The sequence below is a fragment of the Nitratidesulfovibrio sp. genome, assembly GCF_040373385.1.
Classification (GTDB): Bacteria; Desulfobacterota; Desulfovibrionia; order Desulfovibrionales; family Desulfovibrionaceae; genus Cupidesulfovibrio.
Window position 1 is genome coordinate 28,147 of the sequence record NZ_JBDXXH010000005.1, and the last position, 25,037, is coordinate 53,183.

Annotated in this window: 16 protein-coding genes, 1 tRNA gene and 1 riboswitch; of the genes, 8 read left to right on the plus strand and 9 right to left on the minus strand. The window is 65.5% G+C overall.

All coding sequences use genetic code 11. The features are described 5' to 3' along the window. Positions 1–121: 121 nt before the first annotated feature. The 3 genes from ABWO17_RS10480 to ABWO17_RS10490 all read right to left on the minus strand — a co-directional run bounded on the left by ABWO17_RS10480 (position 122) and on the right by ABWO17_RS10490 (position 7,543). Positions 122–1,900, minus strand: a complete 1,779-nt coding sequence (locus ABWO17_RS10480; protein ID WP_353118288.1) for a methyl-accepting chemotaxis protein — start codon at positions 1,898–1,900, stop codon at positions 122–124. Positions 1,901–2,091: 191 nt separating this feature from the next. Continuing rightward, positions 2,092–4,902 (minus strand): beta strand repeat-containing protein, encoded by a 2,811-nt coding sequence (locus ABWO17_RS10485; RefSeq protein ID WP_353118290.1) that lies wholly within the window; start codon positions 4,900–4,902, stop codon positions 2,092–2,094. Between the two features lie 121 nt (positions 4,903–5,023). Continuing rightward, a complete protein-coding gene (locus ABWO17_RS10490; protein ID WP_353118292.1) occupies positions 5,024–7,543 on the minus strand; it encodes a LuxR C-terminal-related transcriptional regulator in 2,520 nt (839 codons plus the stop codon). A 783-nt stretch (positions 7,544–8,326) separates the two neighbouring features. Between ABWO17_RS10490 and ABWO17_RS10495 the strand changes: the two genes are divergently transcribed. From ABWO17_RS10495 to ABWO17_RS10505, 3 genes are all read left to right on the plus strand, one after another. After that, on the plus strand, positions 8,327–9,634 hold the full coding sequence (locus ABWO17_RS10495) for a S1C family serine protease (RefSeq protein ID WP_353118294.1): 1,308 nt from the start codon (positions 8,327–8,329) through the stop codon (positions 9,632–9,634). A gap of 496 nt (positions 9,635–10,130) precedes the next feature. After that, complete coding sequence (locus ABWO17_RS10500) at positions 10,131–10,562, plus strand: hemerythrin domain-containing protein (RefSeq protein WP_353118296.1); 432 nt, start codon at positions 10,131–10,133, stop codon at positions 10,560–10,562. Between the two features lie 156 nt (positions 10,563–10,718). Next, positions 10,719–11,438: an HD domain-containing protein gene (locus ABWO17_RS10505; RefSeq protein ID WP_353118298.1), complete on the plus strand. Its 720-nt coding sequence runs from the start codon at positions 10,719–10,721 to the stop codon at positions 11,436–11,438. Positions 11,439–11,627: 189 nt separating this feature from the next. Here the strand turns inward: ABWO17_RS10505 and ABWO17_RS10510 are convergent, their stop codons facing one another. Then, positions 11,628–12,032, minus strand: coding sequence for a hypothetical protein (locus ABWO17_RS10510; protein WP_353118300.1), 405 nt, complete (start codon positions 12,030–12,032; stop codon positions 11,628–11,630). 386 nt (positions 12,033–12,418) lie between these two features. After that, positions 12,419–12,495, plus strand: a riboswitch (cyclic di-GMP riboswitch). Positions 12,496–12,547: 52 nt separating this feature from the next. Between ABWO17_RS10510 and ABWO17_RS10515 the strand changes: the two genes are divergently transcribed. Next, positions 12,548–12,937, plus strand: a complete 390-nt coding sequence (locus tag ABWO17_RS10515; RefSeq protein WP_353118302.1) for a response regulator — start codon at positions 12,548–12,550, stop codon at positions 12,935–12,937. A 165-nt stretch (positions 12,938–13,102) separates the two neighbouring features. On the opposite strand, the gene ABWO17_RS10520 is transcribed toward ABWO17_RS10515, so the two are convergent. Further along, entirely contained in the window at positions 13,103–14,200 is a 1,098-nt protein-coding gene (locus tag ABWO17_RS10520; protein WP_353118304.1) for an HD-GYP domain-containing protein, read from the minus strand. A gap of 530 nt (positions 14,201–14,730) precedes the next feature. Here ABWO17_RS10520 and ABWO17_RS10525 point away from each other — a divergent pair. After that, positions 14,731–16,911 (plus strand): response regulator, encoded by a 2,181-nt coding sequence (locus ABWO17_RS10525; protein WP_353118306.1) that lies wholly within the window; start codon positions 14,731–14,733, stop codon positions 16,909–16,911. 195 nt (positions 16,912–17,106) lie between these two features. Here the strand turns inward: ABWO17_RS10525 and ABWO17_RS10530 are convergent, their stop codons facing one another. Further along, positions 17,107–18,048: a hypothetical protein gene (locus ABWO17_RS10530; protein WP_353118308.1), complete on the minus strand. Its 942-nt coding sequence runs from the start codon at positions 18,046–18,048 to the stop codon at positions 17,107–17,109. Between the two features lie 306 nt (positions 18,049–18,354). Further along, entirely contained in the window at positions 18,355–19,716 is a 1,362-nt protein-coding gene (locus ABWO17_RS10535; RefSeq protein ID WP_353118310.1) for a radical SAM/SPASM domain-containing protein, read from the minus strand. A 306-nt stretch (positions 19,717–20,022) separates the two neighbouring features. Here ABWO17_RS10535 and ABWO17_RS10540 point away from each other — a divergent pair, with 306 nt between their 5' ends. Further along, positions 20,023–21,312, plus strand: a complete 1,290-nt coding sequence (locus ABWO17_RS10540; protein WP_353118312.1) for an acetamidase/formamidase family protein — start codon at positions 20,023–20,025, stop codon at positions 21,310–21,312. 75 nt (positions 21,313–21,387) lie between these two features. On the opposite strand, the gene ABWO17_RS10545 is transcribed toward ABWO17_RS10540, so the two are convergent. After that, positions 21,388–21,464 (minus strand) — tRNA-Pro (locus tag ABWO17_RS10545). Positions 21,465–21,711: 247 nt separating this feature from the next. Here ABWO17_RS10545 and ABWO17_RS10550 point away from each other — a divergent pair. Further along, on the plus strand, positions 21,712–22,677 hold the full coding sequence (locus tag ABWO17_RS10550) for a rhodanese-like domain-containing protein (RefSeq protein WP_353118314.1): 966 nt from the start codon (positions 21,712–21,714) through the stop codon (positions 22,675–22,677). A 209-nt stretch (positions 22,678–22,886) separates the two neighbouring features. Next, positions 22,887–23,792 carry a DUF362 domain-containing protein gene (locus tag ABWO17_RS10555; RefSeq protein ID WP_502914907.1) on the plus strand — a complete coding sequence of 302 codons (906 nt, stop codon included), beginning with the start codon at positions 22,887–22,889 and terminating at the stop codon, positions 23,790–23,792. A gap of 99 nt (positions 23,793–23,891) precedes the next feature. Here ABWO17_RS10555 and ABWO17_RS10560 read toward each other — a convergent pair whose 3' ends face one another. After that, entirely contained in the window at positions 23,892–25,016 is a 1,125-nt protein-coding gene (locus tag ABWO17_RS10560; RefSeq protein WP_353118318.1) for an HD domain-containing phosphohydrolase, read from the minus strand. Positions 25,017–25,037 lie beyond the last annotated feature (21 nt).

A 25,037-nucleotide genomic window follows, 5' to 3' on the forward strand; every position in this document is an offset into this window, starting at 1 on the left:
AGGTGAAGTTTGACAGCGTTGCGCACGATGCCCGTAAAGCTCGCAAGCTCGCTTATCGGGCACGCTACGCGCCCTTCGGGCCGGTTAGCCAACGGGCGAAAAGACTATTCAGAAACAGCCCCTACCCTTCTTCGCGCATCTTGCGGATTAACCCCTGCAACACGTGTGACTGCTGGGCCATCTCGGCCACGGCGGCGGCGGACTGGCGCATCACCTCGGCGGATTCGGCGGAAACCCGGCTGATGTCCTCGATGGAGCGGTTGATCTCCTCGCTGGCGGCGGACTGTTCCTCGCTGGCCGTGGCAATGGACCGAACCTGGTCGGACACCGAGGCCGCCAGGTCCACGATGACCCCCAGCGACTCGCCCGATTCCGTGGCCAGCCGGGTTACCTGCTGCACGTGTTGCACCGTGTCCTCCACGTGGCCCACGTTGCGTCGGGTGCCGCCCTGAATGCCCGCTATGGCCTGCCCCACTTCCTTGGTGGCCAGCATGGTCTTTTCGGCCAGCTTGCGCACCTCGTCGGCGACCACGGCAAAACCGCGCCCGGCGTCTCCGGCGCGGGCCGCCTCGATGGCCGCGTTCAGCGCCAGCAGGTTGGTCTGGTCGGCGATGTCGTTGATCACGGTCATCACCCGGCCAATGTCTTCGGCCTGACGACCCAGTTCGGCCATGTCGGCCTTGAGCTGGTCGGCGGTCTGCTGCACCTGCCCGATGCCCGCCACCACCTGGCGCACCACGTCCTGGCCGCTCAAGGCCTTGTCGCGGGCGCTTTCGGCGGAGCTGGCGGCCTCACCGGCACTACGGGCCACCTCAAGCACCGTGGCGTTCATTTCCTCCATGGCCGTGGCGGTTTCGGACACGCGTTGCATCTGGTGTTCCGCGCCACGGCTGGCCTGCTCGATCTGCGCGGCCAGTTCCTCCGAGGCGGAACCCAGCACGCCGGTGACGCCGGTCAGGGTGTCGGCGGCCTGCAACAGCCCCTCGCGCTTGGCCGATTCCGCCCGGCCTCTGGCGGAATCGGCCTCTGCCGTGGCCTGCCGCGCCCGTTCCGATTCGGCGCGGGCCTCGGCCGAGCGGGCATCGGCCTCGCCGATCTTGTCCTTCAGCGTGGACACCATGCGGCACAGACATTCAGCCAGTACGCCCACCTCGTCGCGGGCATCCACGGTCAGGCATTCTTCCAGCGCCCCGCGTGATACGGCCTCGGAATAGGCAACGGTGCGCTTCAGCGGCACGGTGACCGAAAGGGTGATGGCCGTGGCGAACCCCGCCAGCACCAGCAGTGCCAGAATGGTGGCCCCGGCCAGCCGGTACATGGTGTCGTTGTAGCTGGCATCGGCCTCGGCATTGTCCGCCTTGGCCGCCTTTTCGATGATTTCGGTAAGCTGGTTGATGACCTCGCGCATGGCCTCGAACTTCACGCCCACGTCGCTCAGCGAACTGGCGGCGGCCTTCTGGCGTGCCGCCTGGTCGCCGGAAAGGGCGGCGTCAACCACCGCGCGCGAAAGGGGCATCCAGGTGGCGCGGGCCGCGTCGTACTGCGGTATGAGCGGCCTGGCAGCGTCGTCGAGGGGCAGGTTCTTGTACTTGTTCCAGCGCTCGTCCGACTGCCGCAGGTTGTCTTCGTATTCTTTCTTCAGCCGTTCAATAAGCTTTTTGTCCGCAGGGTCGGCAAACAGCAGCGAGCGCTCAGCCACCAGCAACTGTTGCAGGTCCCTGTCGGCCTGTATCAGAAAATTCAGGCCGGGCAGACGAATGTTGGAAACGTCTTTCAGGTTCCGTTCGATGACCCGCGCACCCATCCAGCCTGCCGTGCCTGCGGCGCCTATGAAGACGAAAGCCAGCAGCGAGAGGACGACAAGCCGGGTGGTGATGCCGAACTGGCGGAGAAATTTCATGGCGGTCCTCGCATGTTACGGATTCGTGTCTGCTTTTCGGATAGCTTAACACTATGCGAAGGTCCACATGCAAGTATAAATAATGAGTCGGTTCCGAGGTCTACAGGAGGTTACAGGGTCGCCGCAACGAAAGCGTCCCGCCGCGGCTGTTGCGGCGGGACGCGGTAATGGCGTGATGTCTTCAAAGCGCGTCAGAACTCGTACTTCACTTGCAGCGCGCCGCTCCAACCCTGGCGCATGCCGACGTAGCCCTGTGCGCCGAGGTCCACGGAAAAGCCGCTGTCCTCCACAGGCTTCCACACCAGCCCCACTTCGCCCACGCCCGTGTCTCCGGCCAGCGACGGAGCGGCCACGCTTTGCCCGTTCACCGTGCTGCGTGCCGAACCGGCGAACTCGTGGTCCCACGCCGCGCCCACGTATGGGCGGATGTTGGAGGTAAGGTCGTGGCTCAGGCGCGCGCCCGCGCGCAGCCGTTGCGAGTCCACCGCGTCGAAATCCAGATCGTCGCCAAAAACGGTCACGGAACTGCCCTCGGTATGGGTCCAGAAGTACTTGCCGTACATGTCGAGGTCGGTGGACTCGTCCAGTTCCCACACGTAGCCAAGGCCGCCGTGCGTGCCCACATAGCCGGAGGTGGTCTGATACGAGGCCCGGCCCAGGGCGGGGTTCAGGTCGTCGCTGCGGTAGGTGGTGTGCAGGCTCCCGGCGCGGGCCGAGACTTCCCCGTACAGGCCCTTGAGCATGCCTTGCGTGGCCTCCAGTCGTGCCAGCAGGCCGCCGCCCTGATAATTGCTGTCGCCCCAGGCGTGAATGGAATCGTCGCCGCCGGGGCCGTCGTTGTAGCTGTCGTACGAACCCACGCCCGCCTCAAAGAACGGCCCGGCCACCAGGTCCGCGCCATCCAGCCCGAAGCGTTTGGCAAGGCCCAGCATGATCGACACGCCCCGCGCGTCCACATGCGAACCCGTGGCATAGGTGGACATGCCGCCTGAGGTGGAGCCAAACCCGCCCCAGCCGCCCTGCGCTGCTGCGCCCGCACCGGCGGCGCGGGCCGCCTGCTGGGCGCTGGCCATGCCCTGTCCGCCAGCCAGGTCGCCGCCCTGCGTCAGGGCGGCCACCCCGGCGGCCTGTCCTTCGGACGGGGACTTGCGGATGCCCTCACTGGTGTTGGAAGCCTCGCCCACCCGGGCGACCAAGGCATCGGCGGAGGTCTCCAGCGTGAACGTGTACAGGGTGGAGATGCCCTGCATGCCCGAGATGGTGTTGGCCAGGCCCGCGTCAGCCGTCAGGCCGGTGTTGGACTTGATGAGGGTTACGCTGTCGCCCGTGGCCAGCGTGGGGGCGCCGCCGCCCATGATGCCCACGCCCACGGTGGTGGCGCCTGTGGAAGGACCGGTGGCGGGCGTGCTGATGTCCACGGCGTCGGCCACCGTGAGCACGGTGCTTCCCGCTGCGATGGTGGACGGCAGGTAGAAATACAGGTTCTGGAAGTTGTGCAGCCCCTTTACCGAAACGCCCGTGGTCCACATTTCCAGGGTGTTGCCGGTGCGCACGTCGCCGGTGCCCGTGTTGGCATTGCCGCCGTACAGGGCGCTGGTTGGCCCGAAGGTGGGAGCGCCCTCGATGCGCACGGTGTTGCCCGTGGCGTCGCTGTTGTTGGAGGAGCCGCCATAGACGTTGTCGTGCAACTCGCCGCCGGTAATGGCCACCGTGTTGAGCAAGGCGTCGCCGCTGCCGCTGGCGCGGCCACCGTAGACATAGCCGAGCACCGTGCCGCCGGAAATGGTCACTACGTTGTTCGCGGCGGTGCCGCTGCCGTCGGCGCGGCCACCGTAGACATAGCCGGTCACCGTGCCGCCGGAAATGTTCACGTCGTTATCCTGGGCGGTCCCAGAGCTGCCGATGCCGCCGTAGACGTTGCGGCCCAGCGTGCCGCCGGAAATGTTCACGGTGTTGCCCGTGGCGACGCCGGAGCTGCCACTGATCACGTCGCCGTCCACCGAGCCCCCGGAAATGGTCACGGTGTTGCCCGTGGCGACGCCGCCGGATTCGGCTAAGCCGCCATAAAGGTAGCCGCCCACGGCAGCAAGGCCGGAGATGGTCACGGTGTTGTCCGTGGCATCGTCGGAGTAGGAGTAGCCGCCGTAGACGTATCCGTTTACCGAGCCGCCGGAAATGGTCACGGCGTTGCGCCTGGATGCGCCGGAGGTGGATTCGCCGCCGGTGATGTCCTCGGCCACCGTGCCATAGATCATTGTCACGGTGTTGTCCGTGGCCGCACCCGCGCCGGATTCGATCATGCCGCCGTAGATGTTGCCGCTCACCATGCCGCCGTTCATGTTCACCGAGTTGTAGGCTGCGGTGATGGAGGAGTCGGCGGCGTTGCTGACGAGGCCGCCGAAGACGTCATAGTTCACCACGGCGCCAGACGGGCTCCAGGCGCTGCCCAGGCCATTTATGGTCACGTTGTTGCGCAAGACGCTGCCGGAGGCAGAGGCACCGCCGTACACGCTCTCCACCGTGCCGCCATTTATGTTCACGGTGTTATCTGTGGCCGCACTCGTGCCGGCAAGGACATGCCCGCCGAAGATGTACTCGCCGACCTGCGCGCCGTACAGGGTTACGATGTTTTGTTTGGCCTCGTCGCTCCAACTGCTGCCGCCGTAAACAGTGCCGGTCACCGTGCCGGTGGTCAGGATCACGGTGTTGGCCTGGACAAAGTTGCCAGAGCTTTGGCCCCCATAGACGTTGCCGGTGTACCCGCCATCAATGCCGACGTAGCTGACCATTTCGTATTGGCCGACGTAGGCGTTCATGACGGGGTTGTACGGGTCTGCCTGCTCGGTGCCGCCGGTGTTGGCGGCCCGCAGCGGCCCGCTCAGGGCCAGCAGGGCCAGCAGGGCCACGCCCACCACGATGACCAGTTGCGGTATGGAAAGGTAGCGTGCGCGGGGGGGCCTTGTGGCGGCATGCGCGGACCGTGGGGGAAAGGGCGAGAACATGGAAGCCTCCTGAGGTGTCGCGGGCGCTTTTTTCAACAGGTCGAAGCACGCAAAAATGCCCGATGCAGCCAAGGTGGCTAGCATCGGGCATTTTTTGCGGCATCACCCGTTTCGGGTGATTTTACGACAGCAGGCGCTTCATGTCTGACCGGGAGGACGTTCCGACTTTCTGGTAGGCGTTCTTGAGGTGGGTTTTCACCGTGTTCAGGCTGATGCACAGGCGCTGCGCGATTTCCCCGTAGGACAGGCCATCCGCCATCAGGCGGGCCACCTCGTCTTCACGCGGGGAGAGCCCGAACCGGCCCCGGGCGGAGTGCCGCGTGTCCGCGACGGCGCGCCGCCCGGCTTCCAGCCGCCCTGCCAGCGAGAACACGCCTGAAGCAAACGCCGGGAGCGTGTCCGGGTACATGTCCGGTCGCATTCTTTCCAGCAGGGGGCCGATCCAGGGCCAGCATTCCGCAAACGGCAAAAGCAGGCCGTCCGGCAGGGCCAAGGCCAGGGCGGCACGCAGGGAATCTGCGGCGGCGTCGCGTTTGCCCAGCATGGACCATGCAGCGGCAACGTGCAGATGCCCGTAGGTCAGGGCCAGGGAATAATTGAGGGCAGAGGCCAGGCCCAGGGCCGCTTCGCTTTCGCCAAGCAGCAATTCCGGCTTGCCGGACAGCAGCAGATAGCGGGCGCGGCACAGTTCGGCAAAGGGGAGCACCTGGACGAAGAAGCGCCTGGCCAGCGAACCCGGCGTGGCCTCGCGCAGCCAGGGGGCCATCTCGTCCGGCTGGTGCAGCAGGCTCATCAGGAAGGAGCGGGCCATGTCCGCCGCCATCCGGTTGGCCCGTTGCGGGAATTGCCCCGCGATGCCGGCCATGTTGTCCATGGCGTCGGTAAGGGCGGCGGCGTTGCCGCGCAGCAGGGCCACCCTGCCCAGAAGAAATTCCGCCCCTATGCCGATGCTGGCCTGCTCCCGCAGGGCGGCCTGGTGCCGGGCCGTGTAGCCGGAGATTTCCGCCGTGTCGGCATCGCCCCGGTGCAACCGGCATTCCGCCTCCATGAGTTCCGGACCGCCCGCCCCGTGCCCTCCGGACAGGGCAAGGTAGTGCGGGCAGTATGTCTGCATGTCCGCCAATTCACCGTCCAGCCGACCGGCCTCGCGGTGGAACATGAAGAGCACGGACACATTGCCGAAGGTCCAGGAATCGTCCAGCCGGACCATGGACGTCTGCCTGCCCGCCAGTTGCAGCGCGTCCTGCATGCACACGCCCATGGCCGCGATGTCGTTGTAGCAGGTGAAGGCCTCCAGCAACCGCAGTTCGCCGCGCAGGTAGTTTCGCTGGTCCGTCGCGAAAGGCTCCGTTTCCACGATGTCGGCAAGCTCCGCGAAGAGAGCCCCGAATTCCTCGGGGCAGTTGGCGGACAGCAGGTCGAGGGCCAGCGCGATGGCGGAAAGCGGATACATGGCCTTCATGGCCCGCGTGCTGTTGGCCGCAATGTCCCTGATCGCGGGTACATAGGACACGCCGGGCATGTCCAGCAGGCCTTCGCCCTTCATTCCGGAAAGGTCGAGCGCCAGAATGCGCTCGTAGTCCCCCAATCGGTAGTAAAAGACAAAGGCGTTTTCCAGGTCGCCGGACCTGGCGCACCAGTCGCCAGCGGCAAGAAGTGCGTCGCGGCGTGTTGCTTCCGGCAGTTCGGCAAATCTCCTGCGTGTGAAATCCAGCAGCGTGCTGTGTGGATAGTACAAGCCAGAGGCGGGGTCATGCCGAAGCATGGCGTTGTGTTGCAGCGCCCCCCACTTTTTCTGGGGAAGGCGCGCCTTGCCCAGCAGAAACGCAGCCTGCTCCGCGGAAAATGCGTCAAAGGGAGAAAGGCGCAGCAGGCACTCTTGCCCCGCCTCGTCCAGATTGTCCCAGACCACATCCCGCAGCAGGTCATCCAGCCCGGTATCGTGGGCCTGGCTGTAGGCCGGGGCAAACGCCCCCCGTTCGTTCCAGCGCCGTAAATACAGCGTTGCGGCGATGATCCAGCCCTCGGCGCGGCGGTGCAGTTCGTGCGCCTGCGCCTCGTTGAGCGCAATGCCCGCCCTGGTCGCATACTCCCTGGACTCCGTTTCCGTCAGGCGCAGGTCATCGGCGTTCAGACGCAGGATGCCGGCCTTTTCATAGGGCAGGATGCGCGTTGCAACGGGCCGGGTGACGACGATGAGCCGCAGTTGCGCGGCGTCGTGCTCCAGAAAGGCTTTCCAGATCGGGGCAGGCACATGGGGGGCAAGATGGTGAAAGTCGTCAAGCACCAGCCAGAAGGGCGTGGGGCAGGGCAGTTCACGCAGCAGCGAGGCCAGATGCCCGGCGCTGTCCTCGTCCGGCAGGCCAAAGGACAGCATGGTCTTGCCGGTATGCGCATCGACCTTCTGCATGGTCTGGCAAAAGCGTCGCCAGGCGGCCTGGGGCGATTCCTCGACGCAGACATGTCGGACCCAGGTCGCGCCTGCGGGCAGGCGTTCGCGCAGATAGTTCTGCGCGATGGTGGTCTTTCCGTATCCGGACGGAGCTTCGATGAACACGCTGCGCATGTTCAGGGCTTCGTGCAGTCTGGCCTTGAGCCGGGGGGAAAAGTACGGAATATCGGTTCGACGTGGGCGTGCCATGAGCTTTTTGTCTGTATTTCTATGTGCAGTTGGCTGTATTTTTTGACTATAATGCGTTGCGCAGGGCTTTTCAAGTTTGCCGGGCGCTGGCGGTATAATCATGTTTTTTAAATGGTTACCGGGAAAAGTTGCAAGGCGTGATGTGTATGCCATCAATGTCTGGCATGGCAGGTGGTGGTTAATGAATGTATTGATTGTATTTAAAATGCATAAAAATTGAATATAAAAATTAATTAACGTTATGGTCTGTAGTATGAAGATCGTTTGTGTGTAAAATTTCAATGTGCAAACGCATATTCTGTTTTATGGTGGCCTTTATGAATTGATAGCGGTTATCGGGGGGCAGAATCCAATTTTTTGCGAGTAACGTATTTTTGAGGATATGTGCATTTTGATATATCATTGAGCAGTGTGATGAAGGTGCAGTTGGATGTAGCGCAACATTGAAAATGATTCCCTGCATCGCGTCCGCAATGAGAAATATGCTGACCCTTTGGGTGCGACGATCATGGTGGATGCCGATATGCAGGACATGGTGCATCATTTCTGATAGCGTATCCGTCATGGATTTTTTGCGGTGATGACGTCGTGAAGGCATGGTTCACGGGAATGGGGCCAGGCATAGCCAGAGAACAGCCGCGTGTGGTGCAGGGAGGGCGCATGCGTTCGCGTTGTTTGCAGGGGGAATGCCCTGCTCTGCGGGCCCGTCTGTATCGGACATCTTGAACGCCGGGGCAAAGTGTGGTGCAATGCGCAACCCGATTTTCCTGCGGAGGTCCCCCCATGCGTTGTCGCGGCATCCTTGTCTGCCTGCTCCTGCTCTCCTGTCTGCCGCTTGTTGCCTGCATGAAGAAGGTACGGGTGGACCCCGTGCCGGAACCCGACCTGCGTCCCCTTGCGATGGACGCCAAGGCCCAGCCCATCACGATATACAGGCTTACCCTCAAGCTGCGCCGGGGCGAGGTGGTCGGAACGGTGGCCTATGACGGCCTGTGCATTCCGCGTGCCGCCACGGCCGCGCTGGGTGAGCGCTCCGAACTGACGCGCGACGAACTGGCGGAAGTGTTCCTGGAAGAGGCCGACAGCAGCGGGTTCAAGGTAGTGGGCGACACGCGCGCCCTGTTCGATGACCCGGACAAATCACGGGCCAACCTGTGGGTAGGCGGCAATATTTCGGAAATCCGCAAGAACATCTGCTTTCCCATGCACGATTGGGGCAACCCCGTTCCCAGCAAGGGCGAAGCCAACATGGTGGTGGACTGGGAGGTGTTCTCGCCGGTGGACCGCCAGGTGGTGCTGCGGCGCACCACCACCGGCTACGGCAAGCTGGACTCGGCCACGGAAGGTGGCGGTGCCGAGGTGCTGCGCATGGCCTTTGCCCATGCCGCGCGGGGGCTGCTGGCGGACGAGGAATTCCGCAAGCTGGTCACCCAGCCCGCCGGTTCCGGGTATGCCGCGCCGCAGTTGACGCAGGCGCAGGAGTCCCGGCCCATGCTGACCGACGTGCGCATTCGGGTGGCCGGGCCGGACACGCCCCGCGTGCCGCTGGACAGCGTGCGCCATTCCGCCGTGCTGGTGCAGATGGGGGGCGGTCACGGCTCGGGCTTCGTCATTACCGACGATGGCTACATGCTGACCAACTACCATGTGGTGGAAGAGTCGGAACGGGTGCGGGTGCGCTTCCAGAACGGGGTGTCGGTGGTGACCCGCGTGGTGGCGCGCGACAAGCGCCGCGACGTGGCCCTGCTGAAGGCCGACATGGAGGGGTTGCGACCTCTGTACATACAGACGGCGGACGTGCCCACCGGGGACGAGGTGTCTCCCGTGGGCGCTCCGGCGGACGAAGGGCTGCAAGGCACCATATCCCGTGGCATTGCCAGCGGCTATCGAATGGACAGGAATGGGCGGATGCTGCAAAGCGATGCGGCGACCTACGGCGGCAACAGCGGTGGCCCGATGGTGGACCGCAACGGCCATGTGGTGGCGATTACCGTAAGCGGCATAGAGGTTGACCACGCGCCGATCGGCGTGAATTTCTTCATCCCCATCACCGACGCCCTGAAGGCGCTGGGCATTCCCGCCACGCCCTGAACCGGGCCCGAGTTGGCGGAAGCAGGCGATTCCCGCCGCACGGGCAGGACGAACCAACAGCGCATCACCATGGAATATTCGGACAAGGGCCGGGCAGCGCACAACCGCTCCCGGCCCTTGCGCGTGTCTGAGGGTGGGTGGGGAGCAGGCAGTGGCGGGTCAGCCACGGGGATGGAGCGGCCACGCGGGCGGAGTGGTCACGCAGGCGGAGCGACAAGGACAGGGAACAGCCAGACGTGCTGCGAGAGGGAACAGCAAGACATGCCGTGAATGGGGCATGGCGCGGGTGCGTGACTGGCAGCATTCCGCCATTGCGGATGTGCGCCGCACCGGCGACATGCCCGCCAACAGCCGGAACCCCCTGCGGAAAAGTCGTGCCGGATGTGACCGCGCTCACGGAAGGCGTTCAGGGTGGTGCCTATATGGAAATCGGACGGGCGGCACGTGACCGCGCCGTTCACACCACACCGAATCCGCATCCGCAAGGAGACACGTCATGGCCCCCGTCACCACCGCGCACTTCATCCGCGACCTCAAGGACGAACACCAGCGCCTGCTGGATACCCTGGAAGACGCCCGCCGCCTGGGCCTGGGCACGGCGGAAGGCCGCCGCTGCCTGTTCGCCTGCAAGGAGCTGCTGTCGCGCCACCTGCGCAAGGAAGACACCATGCTCTACCCCGCGCTGCGCCAGGCCATCGGCAAGGGCGACCTTGCCAACGTGGCCGACGCCTTCGCCACCGAAATGCAGTCCATCTCCGGCAGCCTGCTGGAATTCTTTGCCCGGTACGACGCCAGTGAAGGCGCGGTCGATGCGGGCGGGCTGGATTTCGCGCGCGAGCTTGGCCGCATCATCATCGCCCTCAAGATGCGCATCCAGCGCGAGGAAACCCGCCTCTACCCCGCCTACGAGAAGGCCCGCGCGGTCTAGCCCCTGTACGGGGCACCCGCCGGGGCGGCATGGCCGGAGCGCCGGACCATCGTTGCGGTGGGGGGTACGACGGGGTATGGGGATGGCTTGCGCCAGACCGGCGCTCCGGGCGGGTGGCGCATGCAGCGCCATGCCATGGTCCGGGAAAGGATGCCCATGCCCCGCGATACAGGTTCTGCCGTGCCATGCCTTGATTCCGCCACCTTCGGCCCCGCTGCACGTCGCGGCGGAGAGCTCGCAACCTCGCCCGCCGCGCAGTCGGCCATGGCGCCGGAAGAAGCCGCCAGTCTGCTCGGGTTTCTGCGCCGCGCGGAACGGCTGAAGGACACCACCCGCAGCGCCTGGACCACCGGCGGGCGGCACGAAAGCACGGCCGAGCACTCCTGGCGTTTGTGCCTGCTGGCCATGCTGGTACGGCCGGAATACCCGCACCTGGATTTCGAGCGGGTGTTGCGCATGTGCGTGGTGCATGACCTTGGCGAGGCCCTGAACGGAGACATCTCTGCCGTGGATCAGGCCCCCGGCCACGCCAAGGCCGATGCCGAACGGCGCGACCTGCTGACCCTGCTCGGCGACCTGACCGGTCCGGCCCGCGACGACATCGTGGCCTTGTGGGACGAATACGATGCGGCGGCCACGCCAGAGGCGCGGCTGGTGAAGGGGCTGGACAAGCTGGAAACGCTGGCGCAGCACACCCAGGGCGCGAATCCGGAGGGGTTCGATTACCGCTTCAACCTTGGCTACGGACGTGCCCAGACCGATGCGGACCCGTTGCTGGCCGCGCTGCGCGCCCTGGTGGACGTGGATACCGCCCGCCGGGCACATGAGCGGCAAGGCGGCGCGGGCGGCACCGCCCCGTCGGGGTGCGGTGCGTAGCGGCCCCGCGCGCGTGGCGTTGTTGCCACCACCTTTTCCTTCCGCCTTCCGCGCCCCACTCCTTCGCTTTTCGCGCCCCACTCCTCCGTCTTTCGCGTCCGTGTCGCGTCCGTGTCGCGTCCGTGTCGCCTCCGTGCCGCCTCCGTGCCGCGCGCCCGCGTCGTGCCCCTGTCGTGCCCGCGTCGTGCGTCACGCCCTGCCGCGCACCCATCCCCAGGCCAGGCGCGGCCCCAGCGCCAACGCCACGGGCACCAGCACCCAGACCCGCCCTGCCGTGATATCGTAGTCCGCCAGCAGCCGTTGCCACGGGTGCCCAGCCACGTAGTGCCCGAACAGCAATTCGAAGGCCACGGTCAGCCCCGCCCAGAACAGGCCGGTGGTCCACATGCCCCGCGTACCCTGCGCGGCCCCCTGGCGCCGTGCGTAGTGCAGGGCGGCCAGCCCCACCGCCGCGCAGAGCAGCAGCGTGCTGACCACGTGGGCGGTGCCGGGGCCCAGGCGCGGGGCAAGCCACGCCTCGCGCAGCGCGCCATTGGCAATGGCGGCGGCGCACAGCGCGCACCAGTAGGCCGTGGCGATGCGGGACTGGAACATGCAACCTCCGTGATCGTGCGGAACATGCGGTTCTCTGGCCGTGCACCGGGGGCGGCAGCCGCCCCGGTAGCCAGATGGGCATGCCCCAACGCGCGGACGCGGGCAAGGGCCGCGCGGAGCCTGCCCGGCAGTGCGCCAGTACGCCCGTCAGTATGCCTGCTACCGCGCCCGGTCCCGATGGTGGCGGCGGAAATGCCGCGCCACGGGGTATTGTCGCGCCGATACAGATGATTAGGTGAAGCCCGTATTTTGTGGGTAGGGTAGCGGTGGGGAATTGCGGGTGTGCTGTAAATATGCCGAAATGATTCAGCAAAACGCAGGTGTGCCGCCTCGTGTGCTTGGGGCGGCACATTGACACATTCCGCATGGTGGGTCACTCATACTACATGAGCGAAAGCCAAACCCGCTGTGAAGCGGGGACGGAAAGCCACGGATCTCGCACAGAGACAGCCGGGTTGCCTGCATCGGAAAGCAGAGCGTCTGCGCGGCCCGTGGCACGATCCCTTGGGGGGGATATGCTGACGGGCATTTTTGTTCTTGTGGTGGACAGCAATCCCATGTCCGCGTTCATGTGCGAGTGGGAACTGCGCAAGCGCGGCGCGGACGCCTTCGTGGTGCGCAGGGTGCAGGACGCCCTGCCCGCGCTGGATACGCACCGCTTCGATTTCGCGCTGGTCGACGTGGGCACCATGCAGGACGATGCAGACCGCGCCACCCTGCATGAAAGCCTTGTCAGAAACGGTGTGCCTTCCCTGCTGATGACACGCCGCAGCCAGACCTGCCCCGACCACCACGCCTCTGCCTGCGCCTTGCAGGACAGCCTGCGCCTTGCGGCGGAATCGGTAAGTTGCATTGCCTACTGCGTGCTCAGCATGGGCAAGCAGGTGTCCGCCCGCTTCAGCTGACCTGCCCCGGCACGGCTGCACACCCGGTCCGCCCGACTCATCTGGCACGTCCGGCCAGCATGTCCGGCCAGCCCATCCTGTCGGCCCGCCCCATTCGCCTGCCCCGTTTGCCGCATCCTGCGGGCCTTGGCGCGGTGGCCGGGCATGACGTTCCGCCAGCTTGCGTCAGCTTTCGTCGCCGGAAGCGGCAGGCGGCGCGGCGCCGACACCGGGCTTGACCCCCTCCGCGCCACTGTGTGCCTTTCGTCCCTTGCGCCCCTTGGCGACGCCAAAACCGCATTCCGCCGCAGTCCGGTCCACCATGATGTGCCCTTGCCGGTACAGCGCCACGAACTGGATGACCAGTTCCGGGTCGAACTGGCTGCCCGCGTAGTTGATGAGGTGGCGTACCGCCGCGTTGGGGTCCAGCGCCTGCTGCCCGCCCCGGCAGGACGTGAGCCTGTCGAACACGTTGCAGATGGTCACCACGCGCGCGAGCAGAGGAATGTCCGCGCCCTTCAGGCGGCAGGGGCAGCCGCGCCCGTCGTAGCGTTCGTGGTGGTGGTAGGCGGCAAGGGCGATGCGCCGCAGGCTGGGGTGGATGGCCCGCAGTATCTGGTGCCCGGCATGGGTGTGGCGTTTGATGCTTTGGTGCGAGATGGCGCGGCGGTCGGGGGACAGGGTGATCTTGCCGATGTCGTGCAGCAGGCCCGCGTAGTAGGCTTCCGTGCGGGTGCAGCCAGGATCGGTCAGGGCGCAGGCCAGGGTGCGGGTGTTCAGGGCCACGCGGTCGAGGTGCCCTTCGTTGCCGCTGCCGCGCTCGCTCTCTATGTACGACAGGATGCCGATGGTCTGCTTGATGATGCCCGTCAGTTCGTCGTGCTTTTGCCGCGATTCGCGCAGCAGGTCGCGCCGGATGCGCAGCAGCCCCCGCACCACGGCCACCATGGCCAGATACGCCACCAGGCGCAGGGCCGCGTTGACGGGCATGCCCACCGGCTCCAGCAGGCGCAGGTCGACCCATGCCAGCAGGGCCATGGCGCTAACGCAGGCCAGGCGCAGGTACACGTTGCGGATCAGTGCGGCCAGCAGGGCGGGCAGGGCGTAGCTGACCGTGAATTTCTCGCCCACGGCGCTGCCGGTAAAGAACAGGTCCAGCCCTACCACCACGGCGGTGGCCATGACCACCAGTTCGAATGCCAGCACGTCGTTGTCGATGGCCGCCAGCGCATCGAAGCGCCGGCGGCACCACGCAAGAATACCGCGAAACGGCAGGATGGCCATGGTCCCCCCGGATCATGACTGGCGCGGCATGGCCGCGTGGGTACGGTCTTTCCTTCGGGATGCGCACACCACGCTCGTGGCGCCGGGGGTGCCCCGGAACCGCGATCCCTTGTGCGAAGCGGGCGGCTGGTCTTGTATATTGAAAAGTTAGCACTTGCGTACGCAGGTGTCTATGGTGTGGGCGCCTTGCCGTGTAACGCGGGGGGTGCCCAACCCGTGGCGCAATGGCCTCCGCGTGCCGCGCCCGGCGGGGCATGCCCCTGCCTGCTGCCGTGTCTGCTACCCTTGCCTGCTGCCCCTGTCTGCTGCCGTGTCCGCTGACGTGTCTGGGGCGGCCTTTCTTTTCACCAAGCGTGGCAAAATTTTCTAGACTTATTGCCGGACGGGCCGCTCCGGGGTATTGCGCAGGCATCGCCGTGCCGCTCCTGCCGGTTCGGGTGCCGCCGTGCGGTGCCCGTGACGGGCGGCGCGACACGAACATCAGTCCGACCGCGATGCGCGCCGCCAGCGCACCCGGCCACGGGGGAGGCGTGAGACCCAGCAAGACAGTTCTGGTTCTGGCCGGGCCGCTGCTTACGGTGGCCACGGCGCTGGCGCTGCTTTTTCTGTCGCGGCACGGGGTGCCGGTGTACAACCCGGTGCTGCTGCTGGTGGTGTCCATCGTGCTGGCGGCGTACCTTGGCGGGCACGCATCGGGCCTTGCCAGCGTGGGCCTGTCCTTCGTGTACGTGCTGCTTACCTGGTCCACCGGGTTCGGCACGTTCGTCTATCCGGAATCCAGTGTCAGCCGCCTGCTGGTCTTTCTGCTGACCATGCCGGTGATCTCGCTGCTGGTGTCGTATCTGCAAAGCCGCAACGCGCGCATGCTGGAGAGGCTGCACGCCAAAAGCGAACGCCTGCGCGAGAGCGAGGCGCGCCTGCGCCGGGCCGAGCTGGTGGCGGGCATCGGCAACTGGGAGGTGGACCTGCGCACCGGCGCACTGGTCACTTCCGAAGGTGCCCGGCGCATCTACGGCATACCGGATGATTGCGACGTCTTCGAGGCCGTGAAGGCCATCCCCCTGCCGGAATACCGCCCCTCGCTGGACGCGGCCATGCACGGCCTGATCACCCGTGGCGTGGAATACGTTATCGAGTTCAAGATCCGCCGCCCCTCGGACGGGGTGGTGGCCGACATCCAGTCGCGCGCCAAGTACGACGCCGAGCGGCACCGCATTTACGGCACCATCAAGGACATCACCGCGCGCAAGCGGGCGGAGCGCGAGCTGATGGAGGCCAACCGCCAGGCCAACAGCGCCAGCGAGACCAAAAGCCTGTTCCTGGCCAACATGAGCCACGAGATACGCACCCCGCTCAACGGCATTCTGGGCGCGTTGCAACTGCTGAAGGCGGACCTGACCGACCCGGAGCTCGCGGGCTACGTGAGCCTGGCGATCCGCTCGTCGCAACGGCTGGCGCACCTGCTGACGGACCTGCTGGACCTGTCGCGGGTAGAGGCGGGGCGCATGCCCGTGGCCAGCGACCCCTTTGACGTGGCCCGGCTGGGCGAGGCCGTGCGCGAACTGTTCCAGTTCGAACTGGGCACGCGCGGCCTTTCGCTGGACGTGGAACTGGCCCCCGGCCTGCCGCAGACCGTGCTGGGCGACGAGGGCAAGGCCCGCCAGATACTGTTCAACCTTGTGGGCAACGCGCTGAAGTTCACCGAGCGGGGCGGCGTGCGGCTGAGCCTGTCGCCGCTGTACGGCCAGCCGTCCCGGTTGCACCGCTCGGGCGGGGCTGGCGGGAACGGCGCGGGCGAGAGCGGGGAGAGGGAATACGGTGCCGCAGTATCGGGCGGACCGGACAGCACGGACGGCTCGGGCGGATCGGACGGATCGGGCGGATCGGATGGATCGGGCAGGCCGGGCGGATTGGGCGGATCGGGCAGGGCTGACGCGCCGGGCAGAATGGACGCGCCGGATGGCAAGGAGGGCGGGGCCGGACTGGGCGGGGCCGGACAGGGCGCGGCAGCTTCGGGCGGTAACGTGACGGGCATCCTGTTCATGGTGGAGGATACCGGCAAGGGCATACCCGACGCCCAACTGCACAGCATCTTCGACCCGTTCACCCAGGGCGACAATTCGTACGTGCGGCGCTATCAGGGCGCGGGGCTGGGCCTGTCCATCGTGCGGCGGCTGGTGGCCCTGCTGGGCGGCACCCTTTGCGTGGACAGCGAAGAAGGGCGCGGCACCACGTTCTACATAACCCTGCCCTTCTGCGCGGCGGCGCGCTGCGAACTGCCGCCGGAAGCGGTGGGCTGTCACCCCCCGCCGCAGAATGGTGCACCGCTGCGCGTGCTGCTGGCGGAAGACGACGTAACCACCCGTATGGTGGGGCAGCGCCTGCTGGAAAAGGCCGGGTACCGCGTGACCCTGGCCGTGGACGGCGACGACGCGCTGGCCCGGCTGGCCGCCGAAGAGGTGGACGTGGTGCTGATGGACATCCACATGCCCAATACCGACGGCCTTACCGCCGCCAGCACCATCCGTACCTCACCCCGCTTTGCGGACAAGCGCAACGTGCCCATTCTGGCCGTGACAGCCGCTGCCATGGCGGGCGACCGGGAACGCTTTCTGGCCGCCGGTATGGACGGCTACGTGGCCAAACCCTTCGACATGGCCGACCTTGTCGAGGAGATCGAGTGTGCGCGGAGGAAAAGGCAGGTGTGTTGAAGGAGGGCTGGCGAAGAGGCAATTGAAGCGGTGGTTATCGGCTAATGGAGGGCTGTATGCTTTTGGCAATTTTAGTTTGTAAATTGAGCGTCCCAACCTTTGGAGATTGCGTGCTTGAGTGTTCAGCGTTTGCGCATAGATGGTCAATAAAACACGATTAGTATTTATTGCTGCGGGTGTGTGGGAGGGAACCTTTTAGCTAGTATTGCTATTTGTTGATGTTGGGGTGCTTGATATTTCCGTATATATTCTTTTTGCGCAGATGGTGTCCACGACGTCTAATAAGAAAGCAGCAACATGTTCGTATTCTTCTTCTTGCGATGAATTCCATTTGTTGAACGTATGTCGGTTGGCGTGTTGTAACTCTCCCCGCAGATCTATAAAAAAATCTATAATAGCAAATTCTTTTGGTGTGTTATTGTATAGTTCAATTTTTCTTGCGAGTATGTGAGCATAGTGTTCGTTTTCGCGGAGTACATTTTTTATTGCATCGATTAATTCGGCAGCAGCTCTGAATTCATTTTTTAAGTCTTTCTTTTTATATTTTCCGTTGCCAAATTCGTATTCTAAAAAGAAAAACAAGTGTCTAATGGAGTCAATGTAGCGCATGTTGTCGAAATGCATTCTGCCTGTGCGAAAATTTGAAACAGCATAAATGTTCGGATTGTCCTTTCCAGACGCAATAATGCAGAGTGATAATGTGTTGTTGTCTACAGGATAAAATACGTCAGATAGACTCTTCGGAAGTGTTTCTCCACCAGCAAAAATTGAAGTATGCTCGTCACCGTCTTCAAATATCCATTCCGCTTTTAAGGCGGCCATGTTTATTGACCATAGTCCGAAAATGCTCAGTATATTTTCTAGGTTTGTAATATTTTTGTGAATGTCCCTAAACTGTAGGGCATTTTTGTTGGGAGCGAAAGGAAACGTTGGGATTTTTGCTTGGGGGTCTTGTTTAGCGTGAATTATGGTTGGCCATTTTTCTTTTGGAATGTTCCTTATTTCAATTATAAGTGCCGTCACGAATCCTGTATTGTTATTAGATTCAAAGTGAAATGAAAAATTGCCTATAATGATTGGCTGTTGGTCGAGTATCCTTAAAATGCCTTGTATGGGAAGTGTATAACGGACTTTCATGGTTTAATCCCTGTTCGTGACGGTCTTATTTGTAAATGTGTACTGGAGTGAAGGTTTTTGTTTGATTTGTTAAAAAATTAAGAATTTTGCTGCTGCGGTGGTAAGTTGCGCCTAAGGGGTCGTTTTATTATCGACGCCGTGATGTGCTTTGTAAGCATTATAACTCAAGCTTTCGTGATTTTCCATTAAGTAATTGCAAGGCGTGTTGTTGTTGATATTTTGCTCTTCCGCGCGCGATACAAAACTGTTCTGGGCAAAGTGATGAGGTAGTCGTAACACTTTGTCGTCCCCCCATCCCCCCCTCCCTCACCCCACCTCCTGCCCCATGCACTGCAATAGCCCCAGGCACCACGGGCAGTCGCCGCACGGCACGGGTTCGCCGTAGCAGTCGGTTTCAAAGGTAGTGGTTTCTATGTCGTCGCAGGGGTATACGTTGCAGTTGGCGCAGAACGGGTAGCCCTTGGCCGTTACCCTGTCGCGGAAAGCCCGGTACTCGGCGCCGTTCCACACGTCGATGATGTCCTGCCCCCGCTCGGGGCCGACAGTGCCGAAAAAGCGGGCCACCACCTGCTTCTGCATGCCGTACATGTGGCAGTGGTAATCGCGCCACAGAAAGTAGCAGGGGGCCACCTTGCCGTCCCAGGCGATGAAGGCCCCGCCTTCGTCCACGGCGGGGCAGTGGCGCAGGTTGCGGGGCCGCAGGGCGGGCAGGCGCAGGTTCAGTCCGTGTTCGCGGGCCACGGCCCGTGCGGCGTCGAATACCGCTTCCGCCTCGTGGACGTGGGCGTCGGCATCGCGCAGCAGGTTGTGCAGATGCAGGGGCACGTCCGCCTCGCGCGCGGCCACGGTCATTTCGCGGATGAAGCTGGTGATCCGCGTTTCCTCCTCGGTAAAGCGAAACCGCCACACCACGTCGAAGTAGCGGCCAATGTCTATGCCCTCCCGCTCGGCCCGCGCCTGCCATTCGCGGTAGAAGCGCATCGATGCTTCCGTGTTGGCGCCGAACACGGCCTGCCCGGACATGGCCGGGGCATAGGGCAGCACGTGCGAGACAATGGCGAAATCCGCGCCGCGCTCTGCCGCCCAGCGCAGGGTGGCGGGCAGTTCGTGCAGGTTGTCGCGCATCACCACAAATTCCACGCCCACCGCCAGCGGCGCAGCGGGCCGCGCCGCGCGGGCCGCTGCAAGGCTGGCCAGCGCCCGCTCCATGTGGTCCATGTCGCCCCCGGCCCGGCAGGTGGAAAACAGCTCCGGCGAAACCGCGTCGATGGACAGGCATATCCTGTCCAGCCCGGCGTCCTGCAGCGCGTGCGCCCGGCTTTCCGTCAGCAGGTGCCCGTTGGTCTGAAAGCCCACCCAGCCTTGCGGCGGCATGTGCTGCCGGGCAAGGCGGATGAACGTTTCAAGGTTGCGGTGCAGCAACGGTTCGCCCACGCCGTTCAGCACAAGAGCGTTCAGGTGCGGCATGGCGGGCAGCAGGGCGGCATAGATTTCCGCCGTCATGTCGCCTTCCGGCGCCCTTGTGGTGCCGGAGTGCTTCACGCACATCCGGCAGTGCAGGTTGCAGCGCGAGGTAACCTCTACAAACAGCTTGCGCGGATAGGGCAGCTGGGCATCCTGCTGCGGGGCCGCTTCCAGCAGGGGGGCGGCAAGGGCGGCTGTAGGCATGGGGGCCTTTGCGGGGATGACTCCGCGTCATTGATGGACGGGCGGACAACACGGAACGTGCGTATTTGGCAATTTAGCCAAGCGCAATGCGGGCGTCAATTGCGGGTGCATGCCGCTGCGGGGCGGCGCACCCCGCAGCGCAGGGCCGTCGCGGCACCCGCCACCCCGTCGGCGGAACACTCGTTCCTCCCCGCGCCACGTGCAAGCGCCACTCCCATTTCCGGCACTGGTCATTCATGCTGCAAAGTGCTTAGGCTTTGTCCAGTCCCTCTGCGATACCTCCACCTCTACACAAGGAGCACGCTCGTGGCGAACAGGACAGTCTTCGTCAATACCTTCACCAACGGCATCCTCGGTCCCGATGTCCCCATGCTTGGGCCGGTGCAGGACGGCGGCATCATCGTCGCCAACACCGCGCCCGGCTGCTGGGGACCCATGCTTACCCCCGCCATCCGGGGCGGGCACGAGGTGACGCAGCCGGTGCACGTGCAGGGCGCGGAGCCGGGCGATTCCATCGCCATCCGCATCCTGTCCATCCAGGTCACCTCGCGGGTCACGGCGTCCGGCAACGACAGCATGTTCGCAGACCGTTGCCTGGGCGACCCCTACGTGGCGGGCAAATGCCCGCAGTGCGGCGCGCTGTACGAAAACACCTGCGTGGAAGGCTGCGGGCCGGACTGCATCCGCTGTGCGGCGTGCGGGGCGGCGGCCGCGCCCTTTGCCTTTACCAACGGCTACACCATCGCCTTCAATGAACAGGGCACCCTGGGCGTCACCCTGAACAAGGCCGCCGCCGAACGGGTGGCCGCAAGCGCCCGCGACTACATGTGTACGCCGGACAACTCCATCCAGAACCCCGTGGTGGCCCTGGCCCCCGGCGACATCCCCGGCGTGGTCAGCCGCATGATCCCCTTTGTGGGGCAGCTTGGCGTCATGCCCACCCGGCAGATTCCCGATTCGCACAACGCGCGCGACTTCGGCTCGTTCCTCGTGGGCGCGCCGCATGAATACGCCATCACGCAGGGACAGCTGGCCGACGTCACCGACGGGCACATGGACATAAACCGCGTGCGCGCCGGGGCGGTGCTGATAACGCCGGTGCGCGTACCCGGCGGCGGGGTGTACGTGGGCGACATGCACGCCATGCAGGGCGACGGCGAAATTGCGGGCCACACCGCCGACGTGGCCGGGGTCATCACCATGCAGGTTTCGGTGCTGAAGGGCGTGACCTGCGGCGGCCCCATCATCCTGCCGGTGCATGACGACCTGCCCTTGCTGGCCCGCCCCCTGAGCGAGGACGAAAAGCGCCAGGCCCGGCAGCAGGCGGATGCCTGGGGCGTGCCGCTGGAAGAATCCGCGCCCATCTCCTTCGTGGGCACCGGCCCCACCCTCAACGACGCCACCTCCTGCGCGCTGGAGCGCGCGGCGGCGTTCCTGGGCTGCCCGGTGCCGGAAGTGATGAACCGCGCCACCATCACCGGCAACATTCAGATCGGCCGCGCGCCCGGCACCGTTACCGCCACCTTCCTTGCGCCCGTGGCAACGCTGCGCGAGAAAGGCGTGTACGAACTGATCCGCACCCAGTACGGGCTGTAAACGCGTAGCCGCAGTTGGCACGCACAACGAAGAAGGCCGCCGATCTTTCGATCGGCGGCCTTTGCGTGTCTAAGCTGGTCGGGATGAGAGGATTTGAACCTCCGACCCCCTGAACCCCATTCAGGTGCGCTCCCAGGCTGCGCTACATCCCGACACGCGAGACAAGGTGTGTAGCCCCGGTGGTCGAAGCTGTCAACATGAAAGTGGTCCAAAGTGCGCGAAAAGGCGTGATGGGGGCATGGCGGGGCTGTGCGGGTGCACGATGCCCTTGCAGGTACGGCTGTGTCGGGTAGAATGCCGTCAGCGAGTCGGCGTACATTGCCGTTGCGCTGTTTCGTCCACTGCCCGCATGTCCCACAGCCCCGCGTCATCCCGTTGCATCTACCCGCAGGAGGCACCATGACCCCATCGCCCCGCGTCCCCGTCGCATCCATTTCCGCGCAGGCCCTGCGCGACTACATGGCCGCCCGGCCAGAGGGCAGCTACGTGCTGGTGGACGTGCGCCAGCCGGGGGAATACCGGCAGGAGCACATCCCCGGCGCGCGGCTGGTGCCCGTGGGCGAACTGGCCCCCCTGCTGGGCACGCTGGACCCGGCGCAGGACCACGTCTTCTATTGCCGCAGTGGCGGGCGGTCTGCGGCGGCGGCGGTGATGGCGGCGGAAAGCGGCAGGTTTGCCGCCGCGTCAGGTGATAGGGGCGATAGGGGCGAGACGGGCACCACGGCGGGTGGTCGCATCCTGAACCTGACGGGCGGCATGAACGCCTGGAACGCCCTGTCCGCCTTGTCTGGGCATGCCGTGGCCGACAGCCCGCGCATTCAGGTGTTCGCCGGGGTGCGCACCATGGTCGAACTGCTGCGCCGCGCGCTGGACATGGAAAAGGCCGCCCACCTGCTGTACACCCGCGTGCGCGACGCCGGGCCGAAGCCCGTCGTGTGCGCGCTGATGGACCGGCTGATCGGTGTGGAACTGGCCCACGCCAAGGTGGTCTACCACCACCTTGCGCAGCGCTGGGACGCGGACGCCCACGCGGACGCCACGCGCGGCCCGCTGCCGCCCTTCGACGAACTGTTCGCCGCGCTGGAAGGCCGCGTGCTGGAAGGCGGCATGGCCGTGGCCGATCTGGACCCGTGGCTGCGCGACGCCGCCAGCGGCGATTGCCTGGACATCGCGGAACTGGCGCTGGAAGTGGAAATGAACGCCTACGACCTGTACCGCACCCTGGCCGACGAGGCCCGGCGCGGCAGCGGGCTGGGCGGCCTTGCGGAGCGCGCCTTTCTGGATCTGGCCACGCAGGAAAAGACCCACGCCCGCATGATCATCGACCAGATAGCCACCTTTTCCACGGACGGGGAGGCCCGGTGATTCACACGTTTCCGCATCAGGACCAAACTGGCCCGTTCGACCATTCCGGCCAGCCCGTGCCCCTGCCAGCTCCGTGGCGCAGGGATGGGACGGCCAAGGATTCAGGCGCGGATGACCGGACGAACGGCGCGCCCGCCCCGGTTGCCTCCATCGGCCCGGAAGGAATCCCGTCCGATTCCGTGCGGCCTGATGCCACTACGCCCATTCCCGTGGCCCTGCTGCGTTGCCCGGACTACGAGCCCGTCCGCGTGCAACGCACCGTGGCCGATGCGCTGGACGCCTGCGGCTGGGCGCCGCCGCGCGGCCACGTGCTGGTAAAGCCCAACCTGCTGCGCGCCACCCCGGCGCTCAGCTGCACCCATCCGCAGGTGGTGCGCGCGGCCTGCGCGTGGCTGCTGGACAGCGGGTGCCGCGTCACCGTGGCGGATTCGCCGGGCTTCGGCACGGCGCGCGGCGTGGCAGAGGCCATCGGGTTGGCGGAAGCCCTGCGGCCCCTTGGCCTGTCCGTGGTTCCGCTTGATGACGCGGTGCAGGTGCCCCTGTCGTTCGGCGGGTCCATCGGCGTGGCCCGCTGCGCGCTGGAGGCGGACGGCGTGCTCAGCGTGCCGCGCCTGAAGGCGCACAGCCAGATGCGCGTCACCCTGGCGGTAAAGAATCTGTTCGGCTGCGTGCCCGGCGTGCGCAAGGCCTTCGTGCATACCCGCCACGGCGACCGCGACCACCGCTTCGAGGGGGCGCTGGTGGAGGTGGCGGCGGCGCTGCCGCCCACGGCGGCCCTGCTGGACGGGGTGGAGGCCATGCACGTGACCGGGCCGGGGTCCGGCAGGCCGTACGATCTGGGGCTGGTGGGGGCCTCTGCGTCCGGCGTGGCGCTGGATGCGGTGGTCTGCGGGCTGCTGGGCCTTACGCCAGCGCAAGTACCCCTGTGGGCCGAACTGGCGCGGCGTGGCGCCCCCGGCGCATTGCCCGGCCAGACGGCGCTGGTGCGTGAAGGAATGGACGCCTTCGATGCCGGCCGGTTCGAGGTGCCCGGCGTGCTCAAGCCCATGAGCTTTCGCCCCGGCACGCTGCTGCGCAGCACCGTGCGCCGCCTGTGGGCGGCGTGGCGGTCGTGATGCGGGGCTGCTGCACGCTGGGCAAACGCGTCTGACGGGCGCGCTTCGCGCCCTGCGGGGTGGTCGGCCTGCGGGCCAGGGTCCATCGGGCAACAGCGCCTACGCGCCCGCCCCCTTGCGCACGCCATCCACCACCCACGCGTTGCCGTCCACGTTCAGGATGTCGGACAGGTTGCGCAGCCGGGTGATGGAGGCATCGCTTACCCGCTGCCCGGCCAGCAGCAGGGGTGTGCCCTCCGTGTTGACCAGGTCGCGCGCCAGCACCATGCCGGGGCGCAGCGCCGCCACGGGCACCTCGCGCATGGGCACGTCCGATGCGGCGGCCAGCCCGGCGGCCAGGGCGTCCAGCACGGTGGGGTCATAGCGTTCCGGGGTGGTCCGCAGGGCGGCCACGGCCTGCACCGGGGCAAGGCCGCGCCGCAGTTCCACGTCGTAATCCAGCGCCGCCCGCAATATCCGCGCGCCCAGCGGCACGTCCGGTCCCGGCGGCATCTGCTGCGAGCCGATCATGGCCGCCACTTCACCCAGCCGGGGGATGTTGGTCAGCAGGTTGGCCGCGATTTCCGGGTGCATGCCCCATATCTGCTGTTCCTCGGCGTTCAGTGGCTCGCCCGACAGGCGCTTGCGCAGGGTGTCCGGCGGCAGGGCCACGCAGCCCAGCTGACAGAGCATGGCGGCCAGTTCCAGTTGCCACAGCGGCTTGGCGTCCAGTCGCGCCCCCATCTTCACCACCAGGTCGCGGATGCGCTCGCTGCGGCCAAAGGCCTCCGGGTTCACCAGCGCCAGCACGTCGGTCAGCACCTGCACGCTGCCGCGCAGGGTGCCGCGCAGCAGTTCGCGTTCGGCTACCACCAGCCGGTGCTGGCGCAGCGCGTCACGCAGCACGCCCACCAGTTCTTCCGGCGGGCAGGGTTTGGTCAGAAAGCGGAACACCGCCCCCCGGTTCACGGAGGCCACGGCCGTGGCGAAGTCGCCGTGGCCGGAAAGGATGATGCGCACTGCGTCGGGCGCGCGCTGGCGTACGTGCTCCAGAAAGGTGATGCCGTCCATGCCCGGCATGCGCAGGTCGGACACCACCACCGCGAACGGGCCCTTGCCCTCCAGCGCCAGCAGGCCCTGCTCCGGGCCTTCCGCCGTGGCCACGTCGAAGGCGCGGCGCAGGTTGCGCAGAAAGGTATCGAGGATGTTGGGTTCGTCGTCCACGAACAGGATGCGTTCGGTCATGCGGTGCTCCGTGTGGGGGCG

Coding starts and splice junctions, on each gene's coding strand:
- ABWO17_RS10560 (WP_353118318.1), bottom strand. CDS start 25,016: ATGACCGAACGCATCCTGTTCGTGGACGACGAACCCAACATCCTCGAT.
- ABWO17_RS10490 (WP_353118292.1), bottom strand. CDS start 7,543: ATGGCACGCCCACGTCGAACCGATATTCCGTACTTTTCCCCCCGGCTC.
- ABWO17_RS10480 (WP_353118288.1), bottom strand. CDS start 1,900: ATGAAATTTCTCCGCCAGTTCGGCATCACCACCCGGCTTGTCGTCCTC.
- ABWO17_RS10485 (WP_353118290.1), bottom strand. CDS start 4,902: ATGTTCTCGCCCTTTCCCCCACGGTCCGCGCATGCCGCCACAAGGCCC.
- ABWO17_RS10495 (WP_353118294.1), top strand. CDS start 8,327: ATGCGTTGTCGCGGCATCCTTGTCTGCCTGCTCCTGCTCTCCTGTCTG.
- ABWO17_RS10550 (WP_353118314.1), top strand. CDS start 21,712: ATGACCCCATCGCCCCGCGTCCCCGTCGCATCCATTTCCGCGCAGGCC.
- ABWO17_RS10530 (WP_353118308.1), bottom strand. CDS start 18,048: ATGAAAGTCCGTTATACACTTCCCATACAAGGCATTTTAAGGATACTC.
- ABWO17_RS10535 (WP_353118310.1), bottom strand. CDS start 19,716: ATGCCTACAGCCGCCCTTGCCGCCCCCCTGCTGGAAGCGGCCCCGCAG.
- ABWO17_RS10510 (WP_353118300.1), bottom strand. CDS start 12,032: ATGTTCCAGTCCCGCATCGCCACGGCCTACTGGTGCGCGCTGTGCGCC.
- ABWO17_RS10520 (WP_353118304.1), bottom strand. CDS start 14,200: ATGGCCATCCTGCCGTTTCGCGGTATTCTTGCGTGGTGCCGCCGGCGC.
- ABWO17_RS10515 (WP_353118302.1), top strand. CDS start 12,548: ATGCTGACGGGCATTTTTGTTCTTGTGGTGGACAGCAATCCCATGTCC.
- ABWO17_RS10505 (WP_353118298.1), top strand. CDS start 10,719: ATGCCCCGCGATACAGGTTCTGCCGTGCCATGCCTTGATTCCGCCACC.
- ABWO17_RS10500 (WP_353118296.1), top strand. CDS start 10,131: ATGGCCCCCGTCACCACCGCGCACTTCATCCGCGACCTCAAGGACGAA.